The organism is Bifidobacterium sp. M3-N-101 (assembly GCF_023656805.1).
GTDB lineage: Bacteria > Actinomycetota > Actinomycetes > Actinomycetales > Bifidobacteriaceae > Bifidobacterium > Bifidobacterium breve.
Genome location: NZ_JAMOKQ010000010.1, coordinates 13,117 through 28,960, shown reverse-complemented (window position 1 = coordinate 28,960; position 15,844 = coordinate 13,117). Strand labels below are relative to the sequence as shown.

At 60.3% G+C, this 15,844-nt stretch carries 14 protein-coding genes; 4 read left to right on the top strand and 10 right to left on the bottom strand.

What is annotated here, in order from left to right; translation table 11 throughout:
* Positions 1 to 6 precede the first annotated feature (6 nt).
* The 3 genes from NBH12_RS08965 to NBH12_RS08955 all read right to left on the bottom strand — a co-directional run bounded on the left by NBH12_RS08965 (position 7) and on the right by NBH12_RS08955 (position 2,720).
* On the bottom strand, positions 7 to 651 hold the full coding sequence (locus NBH12_RS08965; protein WP_052822194.1) for an anthranilate synthase component II: 645 nt from the start codon (positions 649 to 651) through the stop codon (positions 7 to 9).
* Between the two features lie 78 nt (positions 652 to 729).
* Positions 730 to 1,935 carry a class E sortase gene (locus tag NBH12_RS08960; RefSeq protein ID WP_250819382.1) on the bottom strand — a complete coding sequence of 402 codons (1,206 nt, stop codon included), beginning with the start codon at positions 1,933 to 1,935 and terminating at the stop codon, positions 730 to 732.
* Positions 1,932 to 2,720, bottom strand: a complete 789-nt coding sequence (locus NBH12_RS08955; protein WP_052792190.1) for a DUF881 domain-containing protein — start codon at positions 2,718 to 2,720, stop codon at positions 1,932 to 1,934. The genes NBH12_RS08960 and NBH12_RS08955 overlap by 4 nt, the downstream gene beginning before the upstream one ends.
* Before the next feature lie 82 nt (positions 2,721 to 2,802).
* On the opposite strand from NBH12_RS08955, the gene crgA reads away from it, so the two are divergent.
* Positions 2,803 to 3,270: a cell division protein CrgA gene (crgA, locus tag NBH12_RS08950; RefSeq protein WP_025262649.1), complete on the top strand. Its 468-nt coding sequence runs from the start codon at positions 2,803 to 2,805 to the stop codon at positions 3,268 to 3,270.
* 529 nt (positions 3,271 to 3,799) lie between these two features.
* Here crgA and NBH12_RS08945 read toward each other — a convergent pair.
* Positions 3,800 to 4,540: a rhomboid family intramembrane serine protease gene (locus tag NBH12_RS08945; RefSeq protein WP_250819381.1), complete on the bottom strand. Its 741-nt coding sequence runs from the start codon at positions 4,538 to 4,540 to the stop codon at positions 3,800 to 3,802.
* 165 nt (positions 4,541 to 4,705) lie between these two features.
* Here NBH12_RS08945 and NBH12_RS08940 point away from each other — a divergent pair, with 165 nt between their 5' ends.
* Positions 4,706 to 4,933, top strand: coding sequence for a hypothetical protein (locus NBH12_RS08940; protein ID WP_015438212.1), 228 nt, complete (start codon positions 4,706 to 4,708; stop codon positions 4,931 to 4,933).
* Positions 4,934 to 5,235: 302 nt separating this feature from the next.
* Here NBH12_RS08940 and NBH12_RS08935 read toward each other — a convergent pair whose 3' ends face one another.
* On the bottom strand, positions 5,236 to 7,683 hold the full coding sequence (locus NBH12_RS08935; RefSeq protein ID WP_250819380.1) for a glycogen/starch/alpha-glucan phosphorylase: 2,448 nt from the start codon (positions 7,681 to 7,683) through the stop codon (positions 5,236 to 5,238).
* A 218-nt stretch (positions 7,684 to 7,901) separates the two neighbouring features.
* Between NBH12_RS08935 and NBH12_RS08930 the strand changes: the two genes are divergently transcribed.
* Positions 7,902 to 8,309, top strand: a complete 408-nt coding sequence (locus NBH12_RS08930; RefSeq protein WP_025220969.1) for a sterol carrier family protein — start codon at positions 7,902 to 7,904, stop codon at positions 8,307 to 8,309.
* A gap of 32 nt (positions 8,310 to 8,341) precedes the next feature.
* Here the strand turns inward: NBH12_RS08930 and NBH12_RS08925 are convergent, their stop codons facing one another.
* The 4 genes from NBH12_RS08925 to NBH12_RS08910 form a co-directional block, all read right to left on the bottom strand.
* Positions 8,342 to 9,727: an MFS transporter gene (locus tag NBH12_RS08925; protein WP_080783923.1), complete on the bottom strand. Its 1,386-nt coding sequence runs from the start codon at positions 9,725 to 9,727 to the stop codon at positions 8,342 to 8,344.
* A 167-nt stretch (positions 9,728 to 9,894) separates the two neighbouring features.
* Positions 9,895 to 11,046 (bottom strand): sensor histidine kinase, encoded by a 1,152-nt coding sequence (locus tag NBH12_RS08920; RefSeq protein ID WP_052828697.1) that lies wholly within the window; start codon positions 11,044 to 11,046, stop codon positions 9,895 to 9,897.
* 67 nt (positions 11,047 to 11,113) lie between these two features.
* Positions 11,114 to 11,785, bottom strand: coding sequence for a response regulator (locus NBH12_RS08915; protein WP_250819379.1), 672 nt, complete (start codon positions 11,783 to 11,785; stop codon positions 11,114 to 11,116).
* Positions 11,786 to 11,955: 170 nt separating this feature from the next.
* Entirely contained in the window at positions 11,956 to 12,342 is a 387-nt protein-coding gene (locus tag NBH12_RS08910; RefSeq protein ID WP_003827912.1) for a DUF3073 domain-containing protein, read from the bottom strand.
* Positions 12,343 to 12,475: 133 nt separating this feature from the next.
* On the opposite strand from NBH12_RS08910, the gene trpS reads away from it, so the two are divergent.
* Positions 12,476 to 13,567, top strand: coding sequence for a tryptophan--tRNA ligase (gene trpS / locus NBH12_RS08905; RefSeq protein WP_025299443.1), 1,092 nt, complete (start codon positions 12,476 to 12,478; stop codon positions 13,565 to 13,567).
* 534 nt (positions 13,568 to 14,101) lie between these two features.
* Here trpS and NBH12_RS08900 read toward each other — a convergent pair.
* Positions 14,102 to 15,721 carry an amidohydrolase gene (locus NBH12_RS08900; protein WP_250819416.1) on the bottom strand — a complete coding sequence of 540 codons (1,620 nt, stop codon included), beginning with the start codon at positions 15,719 to 15,721 and terminating at the stop codon, positions 14,102 to 14,104.
* Positions 15,722 to 15,844: the final 123 nt, after the last annotated feature.

Sequence of the window (15,844 nt, the reverse complement as noted above, 5' to 3'; positions counted from 1 at the left end):
TACTCGTTACTTCGTGACCTTGGGCTGCAATCCGGCGGATTTAGCCACGGCGTTATCCTGCCCGCACACCTTCAGCCAATTGGCCAGCAGACGGTAGCCATCCTGCGTCATCACGGATTCCGGGTGGAACTGCACCGCATACATCGGCTTGTCCTTGACCCTCACGCCTTGGATGATGTGGTCATCCTGCGTCCATGCCGTGACCTGCAGCGTATCCGGCACCGAATCGGGCTCAACGGCCAGCGAATGGTATCGGGTGGCGGTCATCGGGTTGGTCACGCCCTCGAAAATCTCATCATCGATATGCTCCACCAAGCTGGTCTTGCCGTGCATGATGGTGGGCGCATGATCCACTGTGCAGCCATAGACCTCAGCGAGCGCCTGCAGACCCAGGCACACGCCGAACATCGGCACACCGGTGGCTGCGCACAGACGAATCATATCCTCGCTGGCACCGGATTCGGCGGGAGCGCCAGGGCCGGGGGAAATCAGCACGCCGTCGTAGCCGTCCAGAACACCGGGCGCGGCGGGATCGATGGCATCATTGCGCACCACGTCGACCGTGGCACCAAGCGTCTTCAGATAACCGACAATCGTATATACAAAGGAATCGTAGTTATCCACCACCAGGATGCGTGCGGAATCGGTCATACTGCTCTCCTTGAAAAACCTATGCTGCAAGCCATACTACAGCGCTTTGCCGTGCTTGCACCCGAACATGCGCACGGTCTAGTTGGACACCACGAAGTTCGACATTTGCTGCAGGAACGGGATGTTGGCGGCCGCCCAGGGGAATACCCACTGGAACAGGGCCGCGGCACCGGCAAACAGCAGCACAGCCAGCAGTAGCCAGCGGATTGGCGCCACGCCTGGCTGCAAGCGCAGCAGCGTGCCATAGATGCTGGCATCAGGGCGGCGGCGTTCGCCCAGACGAATCGCCTTGAGCACCGGCCAGCGCCAGGCCACGGCGGCGGCAATGAACAGAATCAGCCATGCCCCCAGTGCGCCATACACCACCTTGTCCAAAGAACCGATCTTGGAAACCAGGGACGGGGTCTCCTTGGTGGCAAAACGCACCTCACCGGACGAATCGGTGGTGGTCAGTTCCTTGGGCACGCCATCAGACACCTTGGCCCAATATGCGAGCTCGCCATAGCTGATCCATCGGTGGGTCGGAGTGCTGTACTTCGGCTCGCAAGTGGTCAGGGTGATCATGCGTTTGGTGGGCTCCACGCTGGAGTTCTCCGGGTTGGGCGCAATCACGTATATGTCGGTGGGCGGCACAATCTTATGGCGCGTGTAATGGTAGACGTACCAGTAATCCTTGGTACGGATGATGATCGGGTCGCCTTCCTGCAGTTTGTCCACGTCGCCAAGCGGCTGTCCGTAGCCATTACGATGGCCAGCTACGGCAAAGTTGCCGACCTGACCAGGCATCTGGGTGTCTTGATAGTGCCCCAGACCGTGCCGGTTCAGTTGCTCCAGCGTGGTGCCCTCCACCAAGTTGCGGTGCCACTGAGAACCAAAACGAGGGATGTACACCTGTGCGATCAGATCGCCATACGCCGGTTTTTCGGGCTGGACCGGCGGATCGCCTTCCTGCGCCTCGGCCACCTTGACATCACCGCCGTTGTTGCTGGGGTCGGACCAATTCACGGATTGCGTGGTCTCATTCTGGACTTGTTCGGCTTCCACGCCGGTCCACCACATCTGCCAGACGATATAGAGCGCGCATATCGCAGCGGCGGTCAGCAACAGTTCCGCAATGATGCCCAGCACCTGCCATAATGCGCCGCGCCTCGGAGCGGATGGCCTGCGACGCGAGTCACCGCCGCGCGATGGCTGCACTGATGCGGCACTGCCTGCGCCCGCTGCGTATGCAGGCACATTATCCATCGCGATGCTGGCGTCGCTGCTATGGTTGCCGTGCCTCATTGTTGGGCGTTCTCCTCGTCCTTGGACTGCGTCTCATTCACCGTGGCATATTTCAGCTGCTGCAGCAAGGCCGCGGTGGACGGAAAATTAAGATCGTCCTTGTTCTCCACTTTGTAGCCGATGCCGAATGCGGTCACATATTGCTTAAGAATGGTGATGGCTTCGGAATCGTTCAGCGCCTTGCGCATGGAGGCCTGATCCCCGATGGCCGAGATGGTGAATGGCGGCGCGTATTTCTTACCATGTATGGACAGCACGTTGCCGGAACAGATTACGGCCGAATTGAACAGCACGCGCTGATCCATAATCATCATCGCCTCGGCGCCGCCCGCCCACAGCGCGTTCACCACGGATTCCACATCCTGCTGATGAATCACGTAATCGTTGATGTTGGTGGTCGAACCGCTGTTGTTGACTGCGGTTTCCCACAACGGCGAATCGTTGAGGGTTACGGTAACACCAGCGCCCTCCAGCTCGGGCATCATAAGGCTGTTGTCGCTGCTGTCTCCCTGGCTGCTTTGATCGCCGGCATTCCGGTCGCCGGAACCCAGCACATCGGTGAGATTGGTCACCTGCCGCTGCAAATCGTTCACGTCATTCTGCAGTTGGTTGACCTCGCTGACGCCTTGTTCCACCAGATCTGCCGTGTCATTGGTAACGGTCGCCGTACGGTTCACGCGTACGTTGGTGCTCAGCAGAAAACCAGTCAGAGCGACGACGACGAACACCGCAACGCCTCCCAGCAGAGAGCGCTTCGTGCTGTGTTTGCCTACGTGCCTGGACATGATTTCCCATCTTTATACGCGGCGAGTTTACTGGTTTCGAGTGTAGCCACTATTATGACTTTTAGCCTACTGAATGGAGACTATGCTGATGGCTGACGAAGAGCTGCACGAAACCGACTCGAACGACCAGAAGGACTGGCAGGGCGAGACCTCATCTGAGGCCGCCACGGACGATGCCGCCAAGTCCGAGAACGCTGCGGACGAGACCGCTGCAGAGGATGAGAACTACGGCGTTGACATGGAGAAGGTCGAAGCTGTCCTGAACGCCACTGCCGACAAGGCCACGCTGACCCCGCAGATGCAGCGCATGATGAGCCGTCAGGCGGAGAACACCAAGCGCGTTGAGGAGACCATCAAGGGCACCAAGTCCAACCCGCGTTGGTTTGTTCCGGTATTCTGCGCATTGATGATCATTGGCCTGATTTGGTGCGTGGTGTACTACCTTTCCCCGTCCGGTTCCTGGCCGATTCCGAATATCGGCGCTTGGAACCTTGCCATCGGTTTCGCCCTGATTATGATTGGCTTCCTGATGACTATGGGCTGGCGCTGAGTTCGCCTATCGTCTTATTACGAAAGCCGGTTCTGCTTGCGAGCAGGGCCGGCTTTTTGCGTTTTTGTCTTGCGACGGGTGCCGAGCCGCCTTTGTCAGCAGATCCGGCGTACGGCACATTGTTGTTCCATTATGGCAATTGCCGCCGCTCCGGCCTCCTTCGCCCTCGCGCAGTCACTTACCCACAACTATCCACCGGTTATCCACTAGTTATCCACATTGTTATCCACCTGCTGTGGATGAATTACACGCGTGTAGTTTTCCACAGAATGTGGAAAACATAGTGGATAACTAGTGGATAACAGGCTCTTTTTGGTGCATAACCGGTGCACAAACGGTTGCCGAGGCGGGAAATCATTGGATAACATCGCGTCTCTTTCCTAAGTTATCCACAGACATATCCCTTGAATTACGGGATTATGGCCAACTTATCCACATAAGTTATCCACCGTCTTATGCACTCTCATGCACAGTTGTGCACAAGTCGACAAGATGATCGGACACTGCCCCGGAGGAATCCACAACGGTATCAGCGCCACATCCAGCCATATGGATTGGCAAAATTGCACGCCACGATAAGCGCGATGACCAACACGGTCACCGACCAGCCATACACCTGCATACGCCAGGCAAGGCTTTTGCCTCGCCAAGGCCGGATGCCGCCGATCAGCAGCCATGTCAGCAAGCCACCCACCACAAAGCCACCGACATGCGCCTGCCAAGCCACACCGCCAACCACAAACGGCAGCGCAAAGTTCACCGCCATCCATATCAGCATCGAACGGATATCCGCCCCGATGCGGCGATATACCACCAGCAATGCGGCGAACAAGCCGAACAACGCCCCTGAAGCCCCGTAGGCGGCCGTTTGCCAGCCTTGGCCGCCAGGGGCCACGACAGCCCACACCATCACGCCCAGCGCGCCACCAAGGCCGGAAATCATGTACAGCCCGAGGAATCGCCAGTGACCGATGAGCCGTTCCAGCACCGGGCCGACCGAATACAGCGCAATCATGTTGAACAGGATGTGCAGTATTGAGTTGGGCGAATGGAGAAACATCGAGGTGACGATGGCCCACGGTTCAGCCAACATTGTGGCTGGTGCCAACATGCCACGGTAGATCAGCCAGTTCTGCAACGTCGGCGACAAGAAACCCAGCAGTACCTCCACCAGCCATACTGCTGTGCATGCGGCAATCAGCGCCCAGGTCATCACCGGGCCGCCGTGCTCCCATTGGTAGCGGATTTCTTGTTTGGTAGGCATATGCATGTGCCCACTGTATCCAACGCGCCGGATGCTCGGAGCTACTATGCCATGAGCAATACATGCGATAGGTGTTCCCCACCCAATCGTCACAAACGACGGCATAGAATGGGGTGCAGAGTCGGTTTGAATGGGCATACCGACCAGATGTCCTCACAGAAAGGAGCCGTCATGGAGAGCAAGTCTTCTAACGGTTGGAAGTTCTTCGCACTGCTATTCGGCGCGGCACTGGCAGCAGTAGTTGGCCTGTACATCTACAAGCAGCAGAACCCGGATTATGATCCGTGGGAGGAGCCGTGGGAGAACAGCTCCTCGCCAGTTGACTTGGGCCTGAACAAGGCCGAGGACGAGGCCGACGGCGAGCAGCCTGCAGTTGAGGCTCCGGCTGAGGCGGCCTGATAGCCCACACAGTCTTTCAACACACGAAGGGCCCTGCAACCAACGTATGAAGTTGGTTGCAGGGCCCTTTGGCGTTTAGCTAGATCTTCGCCCCCGCTGGCGGGGGCTGTCAGCACAGCTGACTGGGGGTGGTCACAGAAAAACCACCCTCGGTCTGGCTCTGCCAGCCAGCTCCCGCCAGCAGGAGCCAGGTATCAAGCCAGCGGAGCGAGCGCGATTGCGCGTGCGGCCTCAAGGCGCACCGAGGAAAGGCGTACGAAGGTACGTCGACCGAGGAGCAACGCCGCGAGGACGCTCCGCAATCACGCGAGCGGAGCGGTGTGCCAAATGCGCTCGAGGTAATCCTCCATGGAGCGGTCGGAGCTGAAGTAGCCGGAGTTGGCCACGTTGAGCAGGGCCTTGCGGTTCCATTCGAGCTCATCGGCGTAGAGGGCCTCGATCTCAGACTGGATGCCCATGTAGGCGGAGAAGTCGGCCAGGGTCATGAACCAGTCCTTGGTCAGCCAGTCGGCCACGAGCGGGGAGTAGGCGTTGCGGTCGCCGTTGGAGAAGGTGCCGTCGGCCACCAGATCGATGGCCTGCTTCAGGCGCGGATCGGCCTCGTAGTAGGAGGCGGGATTGTAGCCCTCGGCGTACTTCTTCTCGACCTCGTCGACGGTCATGCCGAACAGGAAGAAGTTGTCGGCGCCGACGCGCTCACGAATCTCGACGTTCGCGCCGTCCAGCGTACCCACGGTCAGGGCGCCGTTCAGAGCGAACTTCATGTTGCCGGTACCGGAAGCTTCCTTGCCGGCCTGGGAGATCTGCTCGTCAAGCTCGGTGGCCGGGATGAGGTTCTGGGCCATCTCGACGTTGTAGTTCGGCAGCATGTGGACGGCGAGCTTGCCCTTGACGGCCGAATCGCTGCTGATCACGCGGGAAACGTTGTTGATCAGCTCGATGGTCATCTTGGCCAGGTAGTAGCCCGGAGCGGCCTTGGCACCGAAGAACACGGTGCGCGGAGTGATGTCCTCGGCCTTGACCTTACCGGACTTGATGTCGGCGTAGGTGGAGATTACGGCGAGAATCTTCAGAGACTGGCGCTTGTACTCGTGCAGACGCTTGACCATGGTGTTGAACAGGGTGTTCTCGTCGATATCGATGCCGTAGTGGTCCTTGGCGAAGCCCACGAATGCGTGCTTGTTGGCCTTCTTGACGGCGGCGAACTTCTTGACGAACTCGTCATCGGCGGCAAGCGGTTCGAGGCCCTTGAGCAGTTCCAGATCGGCGACCCACTTGTCGGTGCCCAGGCCCTCGGTGATGAGGTCGGACAGGCGCGGGTTGGCGAGCTTGACGAAGCGACGCGGGGTCACGCCGTTGGTCACGTTGGTGAACTTGTCCGGGTAGACGTCGGAGAAGTTCTTCAGGGTAACGTCCTTCAACAGCTGGGAGTGCAGCTCAGCCACGCCGTTGACGTGGGAGCCACCGTAGGTGGCCAGGTAAGCCATGCGCACGGCGTCGCCAGTATAGATGGCCATGTCCTTGATGGTGTCGGCGGCAACGCCCTTGGCCTTGAGCTCAGCCTCGAACTGCGCGTTGATCTTCTCGATAATCTCGAGGTGACGCGGCAGCAGCTCGCCGATCAGGCTGGCCGGCCAGACCTCAAGGGCCTCCGGCAGCAGGGTGTGGCAGGTGTAGTTGAAGGTCTTGGTGGTGATGGACCACGCGGTATCCCAGTCGTAGCCGTACTCATCGATGAGGATGCGCATGAGCTCGGGGATGCCGATCACCGGATGGGTGTCGTTAAGCTGGAAGACGATCTTGTTCGGGAAGGTCGTCAGGTCCGGTTTGTCCTGGCCCGGGTAGAAGACGCGGATGGCGTCGTGCAGGGATGCGGAGACGAAGAAGTACTGCTGCTCGAGGCGCAGTTCCTTACCGACCTTGGTGGAGTCTTCCGGGTAGAGAATCTTGGAGATGTTCTCGGCCTTGACCTGCGGGGCCACGGCGTCCATGTACTCGGAACGGTTGAAGGCGAGCAGATCGAACTCGTCGTAGCTCTTGGCGGTCCACAGGCGCAGGGTGTTCACACGCTGGGACTTGTAGCCGGGAACCATGTAGTCCACCGGCACGGCGCGCACGGACCAGGCCGGTTCCCAGGTCTTGGTGCCGTCGGCGTTTTCGACGACCTTGCCACCGAAGGAGACCTTCTGATCACGGTTGTAGTCGGTGTGACCCCACGGCTCTTCGTTGGCCAGCCAGTAATCCGGGGTCTCAACCTGCTTGCCGTTCTCGTCGAACTTCTGCTTGAAGATGCCGTACTTGTACTGGATGCCATAACCGAAGGCCGGCACACCGAGGGAGGCGAGAGAGTCGATGAAGCAGGCGGCCAGACGACCAAGGCCACCGTTGCCAAGGCCCGGCTCGTATTCGGCGTCCACGATGTCCTTCGGCTTGAAGCCAAGGGCTTCCACAGCCTTGTCGAACTGGTCGGTCAGGCCAGCGTTCAGCAGTGCGTTCTCCAACTGCTTGCCCATCAAGAACTCGGCGGACAGGTAGCCGACGGCCTTGGTGTTGCCGTTGACGGTGTCGGCCTGGGTCTTGAACCAAGAATCGGCGAGGTGGTTGCGCACGGCCTTGGAGACGGCGACGTACACGTCGGCGGCAGTGGCCTGCTCGGCGGTGACGTTTTGGGTGTATTTCAGTTGTTCACGAATCTCGTCGGCGAACTGTTCCGCCGTAACGGGAGACTTCGGTGCGGTAATTTCGGTCATTCTGACTTTCCTTCCGGGATAAGTGCCCGTGCTTATTATGCCGCGCGATTGGTATCGTCGCATAAACGTGTGCATGAACTCTCTGTAACAGCGTTGGCAGAAAGTTGTTGCATACGTTCTCAGTCAGAGAGTATCACATGTCTCGTCATTCCGCATCCCACAGTATGCCATCGTTTGCACAATGCCGTCTTTCGTGGCTCAGTGCAAGGATAGAACGCATGGCTGTAATTCTGGAAAAGGACTTGAAACGCGGGCGTGACGCGCTGGCGCAATGGCGTGCCGCAGCCCTGGAACTGGCCGACAACACACCACATCGCCTGACCACCTCCCCCGTTCTGCCGCGCCCGGTATGGGCGATGGCTGTGCGCTACTCGCTGTTCCTGCTGGAGCGGCGCGCGCCCGGCCCCGGCGTGGAGGTGCGCGTTGCGCCGTGGGGTGCGGTCAAGATCCTGGACGGCCCGGAATCGGACCCGCATAACCTGACCCCGCCGGACGTCATCGAACTGGACCCGGAAGTCTGGCTGCGACTGGCCTGCGGCATCACCACGTGGGCAGAGGAAAAGGACGCCGGCCACATCAGCGCGGTCGGCGAGCGCGACGACCTGAGTGATCTGCTACCGCTGTAAATCGTCGGATGCCCGGTATCGGATGCCCTTTATCAGAACTGTGCGATGCTCCAACGCTGGATGTGCTCGACCCAGCGATCCGGCGTGGGTAGGGTGATGAGGCTGCGCATCGTCAGCGCGTAAGCGGCGGCAGCTACCAGTACAGTGGCCAGAATCAGGCAGGTCGGACCGTAGCCGATGGTCTGCATACCCCAGCCGGCGAGTGCCACGGCCACGCCATAGGCACCGTACTGCAACACCATGCTGCCCGCTCCAACGCGGCCGAGCTTGTCCTTGCCCACCAGGGTATTACTGAGGCCTCCAAGCACCGCGTTGCCCGCGGGCAATGCCAGTACCGAGCAGGCCACAAATATGGCCTTGCCAACCATGGAGGGCACCAACGCGGCACCGGTGAATCCTGCGGCGAGCAGGGCGAACATCACACCCACCAGTACGCCGCCGGGTACACGGTTGACCAGTTGCGAGGCCATCAATGCGCCCAGCAACATGCCAACGGCGGAGGCGGCGTTGATGAATCCGGCGGATATCAACTGGCTGCCGCCTTGGGAGATGTCCAGCGCGGTCAGCAGTAGGAAGGCATTGCTGGCACCGGTCACCATGGTCGCTGCGATGATGAGATGGCGTTGGAACCGGTCGCGCAGCAGCCAGATCATGCCGTCCAGTGCGTCGCGCCAGCGTGGGGCAGCGGTGATGGCACCGGAAACATCGATAGCATCATCGGCGGCATCATCGGCATTGCCTGAATGGCCGCTATCATCCACAGTTGCGCGTTTCCAATAGCGGCGAATACGCCATGCGGACACCATGCCCAGCACACTTAGCACCGCGCTGGTCAGAAACGGCACCGCATGTCCCACGGTCATCAGCAGACCGCCCAACGGCCCGCCTGCCAGCGTGACCGTCGAATCCCTGGCGTCGTTCAGCGCCATCGCGTGCGGCAGCTGCTCATCCGGCACCACGCCACGCAGCATGGCATTCGACGTATTCTCCAACAGGCCATCGCGCACCGAAAACAGCACGACGATACACAGCAGCGCGATCGGAAGCACGTGGGCATACGGTCCGCCGAATGCCGGAGCGTTTGCCCCGTTAACCCCATGGCCGCTCGTCTTCGGCGCATTGCCGAACAGCATCACCGCCGCCACCGCCGAGAGCACCACACCGGACGCACCCCAGATCAGCATGAGCGTACGGCGATCATACCGGTCCTGAATCACGCCGCCGGCAAGGCCCAGCACCGTCTGCACCACCACGCAGATGCTTTCCGTCGTGGTGGCGGCGGCAGAGGATCCTGTCGTGGCGAGCATCATCAGCGGCACCGCGAACGCGATCAGGCTGGCACCGACCGCACCGGACGTGTCCGCAGCCAGCCACCATCCGTAATCAGTTCCCCGCCATAATTCCGTATCACTTGCCATCGTTGCCCTCCCTGGGATTGGTCCTTATGGACGCCACCATAGGGAGCCGCCGCCGAGCCGAACACCCGCAATCCTCGGTTATGGGGACATGGCTGCGGTCGTCGTCCTCATTTGTGAGGACAGGGCACAATCAGCGCCGGACGCCGGACATCGCAGCTTCTGCCCCATCAGCCCCGCACGCACGGGATACGCACGTAAATCATCCACGTGCCATCATCCGAACGGGTGGTCAATTCACCGCCCAACTCCTGCACACGGGTGCGATGCATGGCCAGCCCACGCCCCGACCGCTCCTGCGCGGACAGGCCACTCTGCGCGTCGGCATCGTCACGGATATCGTTGGTCTCGCGAATCTCAATCCATTCGGGAGACAGGGTGACGAATAGCAGGTAGGAATCATCTCCCGCCGGTGCATGGCGGCGGATATTCGTGCCGATCTCCGTCATCAGCGACAGCGCCTCGGCCGCCGCCTCGGGGTCCACGACCATGGCGATGCCGTTGACCGCGGCCGTCCCCCGATAGCCCTGCGCCTCCAGAAACTCCTCGGTATCGGTGATCTGCGCCTTCACACGCGTGACGAAGGACTGCGGCATGCCCGCTGTGGATTGCGTACGGTCATCGCCACCGGCGTTCTCGGGCACGGCATTGTCAACCACCTCATTCGCAATCGCTGGACAGCTCCCGGCGCCTACCGGGTCACGAGCCAGGGCGGATTCTTTCGTCGGCGAATCAACCTGCCCTGATTCTGCAGTCGCCACCTCAGATGTCCCGGTGCCGCCGACCGGCAAGGACTCGTCCCGGAAGCCGGCGTCCATTCCGCTCTGCTCGGTCAGAAAATCGATGATGCCATGCACCTCCGCAAAGGCACGTTGGCTGCGATCCAGCACGCGCTGCCAGTCGCCACCATCGATGCCGGCTGGCGCGGCCAGATTATTCCGGGCGATGGTCGAGATATACGTCAGATCATTGGACAGCGTGTCGTGCAGTTCGATCGCGAGCTGGTTGCCGTGCCGCAGATCGGCCAGCGCCGATTCCATCTGCTCGTTTTCGTTCTCCTGATTCACCACGCGCTTGCGCCAGCGCAACGCAATGCCCAGTAATACCAGCAGCACGCTTGCCGTCAGCGCCGCCGACGCCGTGACCAGCCACGACCCGGTCACCGCATAGACGATGGCTGCCACCGCAAGCACACCGATCGGGCCGAACATCGCCAGCGGATGCTTGAGTTCTATATCGATATCAATCTGATGATGCTTCTTGCCGTCGGCGTGACTATACGAATATGACGAATGCTGCGAAATGATAATCGGACGTTTCACCGGGCCGCTCCCCTTATGCGCCTTGCGCTTCTTCTACCGTGTCCCCACACACCCATCGGCGCCTTCATCAGTGCAGGTTCATGCGAATCCATGCGCCGATAAGTTCCTTGAGATTGCCGGCGCCGAGCTTGTCGGCCGCACGCATCAAATGCGTGCGCACGGTGGTTTCGGTGATGGACAGTTCGGCGGCGATCTGCGGCATAGTCCGGCCGCGGGACCACAGTTCCGCAACCTCCATCTCACGCGCGCTCAGCCGGTTGTCCTTCTCGGCCTTGATGCGCGCGGACGCAACGGCCGCGGTCTCGAACCGCACGTCGCCACCATCGCCCCATGTTTTGCCGGCCTGTACCTGACGAATCGCCACGGCCTGCAACCGCACATCATCGTTCTTGCTCATGATGCCTTGCGCGCCGGCCCGGGCCATCTCTTTGGCATGTCGGCCCACAATCGAGGCGGTAATGGCCAGTATCGCCGTGGTCGCGTTTTCCCTGCGGATTGCACGCACCACATCCGGGCCGTTGATGTCGTTCATCGCGATATCGGCCAATAGCACAGCAGGCGGGCGTTTGGTGGCCGTGCACAGCTGAATGGCTTTGCTGCCTTCGCTCACCGGCGGCAGCAGCTCGAAGTCGGGCAGTGCCTTCGCCAGAATCGACTGCAATGCCATCAAGGCCATGCGGTCGTTGTCCATGATGAGCATGGTGGGCTTCGATCCATCCCACCCGCTGATATCAGGCACGTTCCCTCCCCTATGCACGTCATTGCACGGCATTCGCGCATTCAAACTGCACAAAGGCGCTATCACGTCAAGAATTCCAAGCCCGATACGGCGAACGTCTCAGCACGCCTCAGTGCACCCCAAATATCGCCGCGTAAGTCAATCGGTCCGCGGCTAATAAGTAATGGAGTTCAGCTCTTCTTCGGCTTCAGCGCTGAGGGCATGGGCATCGGAATCGGCTTGCGCGGGGCCGGCTTCGGCTTGGGCGCGGCCGGCGCGGAGGCCGGGAATTCGCCGCTGGTCGCCTTTGCGGCGGCTTCGGCTGCCCACTTGGCGTACTCGTCGAGGTCGTCCGCCTGCGCGGCGGGCGAGACCTTGGCGGCGTCGGCGTCAGCAGCGGAATCCACATCCTTGTCCGCATACTGGTCATCAACGTCGGCAAACGGGTCAGGAGAGCCCGTTCCCGGCTCCTGCTCGCTTAGCTCTTTTGCCAGCTCATCGTAATCGGTATCGGTGGTCAGGTACTTGAGCTTTCGGGCAATTTTCTGCTGTTTTGCTTTTTGACGTCCGCGGCCCATCTGACCCCCTGCGAATTACTGTGCTGTTCGATTCATCAACAATAGAGAGTACCACTAATACTGGCTTGTTCGTTGTCGGCTCACACTTTTACCATAAAAAGCGTTTATCTGAGGCCTATTCAAAGGATTTCGCATGACCGACGAGCAGCAACTGACAGCGGCAGGCAATGAGATGAGCGCGAGCTTCCTCGCGGCGAAGAAGCGTTCGGACGAAACGCTTGCCAAGCTTGAGGCCAAGCCGTCGAGCTTCACCATGCTGACCGGCGACCGGCCGACCGGCCGCCTGCACTTGGGCCACTACTTTGGCTCGATTCGCGAGCGCGTCGCCATGCAGGAGCGCGGCGTGAACACGAACATCATCATCGCCGACTATCAGGTGATCACCGACCGCGACACCACCGAGCACATTCAGGACAACGTGCTGAACCTGGTGCTCGACTACATGGCCGCCGGCATTGACCCGAACAAGACCATGATGTTCACCCACTCCGCCGTGCCGGCCGAGAACCAGCTGCTGCTGCCGTTCCTGTCCCTGGTCACCGAGGCCGAGCTGCACCGCAACCCGACCGTGAAGTCCGAGATGGAGGCTTCCGGCCACGCGCTGACCGGCCTGCTGCTCACCTATCCGGTGCATCAGGCGTGCGACATCCTCTTCTGCAAGGCCAATGTCGTGCCAATCGGCAAGGACAACCTGCCGCACGTGGAAATCACCCGTACCATTGCGCGCCGCTTCAACGAGCATTACGCCAAGAAGAATCCGGTGTTCCCGGAGCCGGCCGCAATTCTGTCCGAAGCGCCGGAGATTCCGGGTCTTGACGGACGCAAGATGAGCAAGTCATATGGCAACTCCATCATGCTGGGCGCCACAGCCGAGGAGACCGCCAAGCTTATCAAGAAGAGCCCAACCGACTCCGAGCGTCGCATCACCTTCGACCCGGTTGCGCGTCCGCAGGTCTCCGCCCTGCTGACCACCGCCGGTCTGGTGACCGGCCGTGACCCGAAGGACATCGCCGAGGAGATCGGCGATTCCGGTGCCGGCGCGCTGAAGGCGTACGTCATCGAGTCCGTCAACGAGTTCCTGGCCCCGCACCGCGAGCGCCGCGCTGAACTGGCCAAGGACATGGATTCCATCCGCGACATCCTGCACGACGGCAACAAGCGCGCCAACGCCATCGCCGAGGAAACCCTCGACCAGGTGCGTGAGGCCATGGGCATGAAGTACTGATTTTTTCCGTTACTCGCAGCAAGCGCCGTGTCGCCTCAACTGGGATCGACACGGCGTTTTTGCATTGCGACACAGCAGGCCGCTGATTTCACGCCATCGTATAGTCAAAATAGCGCGCATGGGCGCGCAAACCTACCTCACAGCATGAGATCCGAACAGAGTCCATTGCAAACATGACAGAGCTTGCTCGCCAAAAACCCTTATTCGTGCTTCATGACGGTTTCTGCTGCCCTATCTCCGTTTCGAGGGGCTGATTTCGTGTTTTCTGGAGGTCTATCTCCGTTTCAAGGGGCTGATGCCCAAGTAGACACGGCATGAAAATGGCGGAATGACGTTAGTACAGATGGGTTCCTACTGAAGGTTCAGCGAATGAGCAGCCCCTTGAAACGGAAATAGACCTCCGGAGAAACTCAAATCCGCCCCTTGAAACGGAAAATCAGACGCTCGTAGCTCTCAATTCGAAAATTCAACGCCACTCTTCGTATAACACGACCGCCGAAATAGGCATCTAGTCACTTCATGCGATGGATTGCATCAATACATACGTTCCCCGCGCAACAACGTCATTACGACATGTTCCGACATAGCACGCATGGCTTCAGGAGCGGACACGAAGTACGGGTCAGTGTCGAGTAATACCACATCAGCCGGGTCGCCGACTGCGAGATGGTCACGACCCATTGCGGTCGAAGCCGCCAGTGAGGTGCGCACATCGAGGCACTGCTCGGGCTGGAACGGCTCGCGATCGGAGCTTTCGGTGCCGAACACGGCGGCGGAAATGGCCAGCCACGGGTCCAGTGGGGCCACAGGCGCGTCGGAACCCATGCGCAGCATGGCACCTGCGTCATGAAGGGCTTTGAACGGATAGGGGATACCAGCCGGATTGGCCCAGAAACGGGTAATGACGTCGCGGTCATCCATGGCATGCTGCGGCTGGATGCTGGCCGTAAGGCCCAACTCGGCAAAGCGTGGGATATCGACGGGCTTGAGCATCTGCGCGTGCTCGATCGATCCATGTGCGTGCGTGGCAGCTGCTGCGTTGAGCACAATGGTGTTCGCTTCGTCGCCAATGGCGTGGCAGGCAATATCGAAGCCATGCTCGGTGGCCAAGCGCATATAGTCTTCAATTTGCTGTGGCGTGTAGCTCAGGGTGCCATACGTCGGCGGCTCGATGCCCGAATACGACGTGGAACAGTAGGCAGAGCGGGTGTTGAGCGAGCCGTCCGAGATGAGCTTCATGGCGCCTACATGGCCAAGCCCGGCACTGCCCGGCAATTCCTTGCCGGTATGCCACCCTGCATCGATGGCGACTTGTAGCCGTTCGGGATATACACCGGCGTCCACACGCAAGCCATTGATACCAGCCGCGAAACGATTAATCCACGTGTCGATGTTTTCGGCCATCTCATAATCGCGGATGCCGACCACGCCCTTGCTTGCGGCGTCCTGTTCGGCCTCGCGCAGCAGACGATCGGTCTCCTCGGCGGCGCCCGGTGCTTTGTCGAAGGTGGTGTAGGCGTTAAACCATTCGAGCTCGCCGACCAGTCCGGATTCGTCCACATGTACGCCAAGTCTGCGAGCCGCGGCAGAGTTCACCCAACCGCAGTGCATGTCCGCGCTGGAGAGGGCCACCGGCTGGTCGCCGGTCACGGCGTCGATGGCGGCTAACGTGGGCTGCTCACCATCAGCCCACAGCGAGTGACGGAATCGCATGCCCACTACGAAGGCATCCGGGTCAAGCGTGCCGGCGGCGCGGCGCTCGTCCAAGTGACGGTGCAGCATATCCATCGCCTCAGCAGCCGAGCGAGTGTTGATGAGATCCAGACGGCCCAACGTCTTGGCCCATTGCGTGAAGTGCGTATGGCAGTCCCACAGGCCGGGGATGATCCACAGGCCATCCGCATTGATGGTGGTTTCGTCAGCAGGTGCGGCGGCTGGCGTTGGAGTCGGGGCGCTGCCGGTGTCAGCGGCGTTCGACGTGTGCGCCGAGAATGCCGTATGCGCTCCAGCCGGCATTGCGCCATGCGAGGCTAGGTCCGTTCCGGCAGGATTGACGGACGCAACAACCCCATCGCGAAGAACCACGTCCACGCGGTCCTGAGACCCCGGAACACCGGCATTGACAATACGCACCAAGCTACTCATACCCGCCATCATGCCACCTTTGCTTGAACGCCATGGGGATTTCGTTCAAGCTTAATCATGCCGTCGATGGTGCCCCGCCATCGGACCCGCAAATCCCTGCGTTCCTTGTAATCACGGATGTCCTGCAGCCAA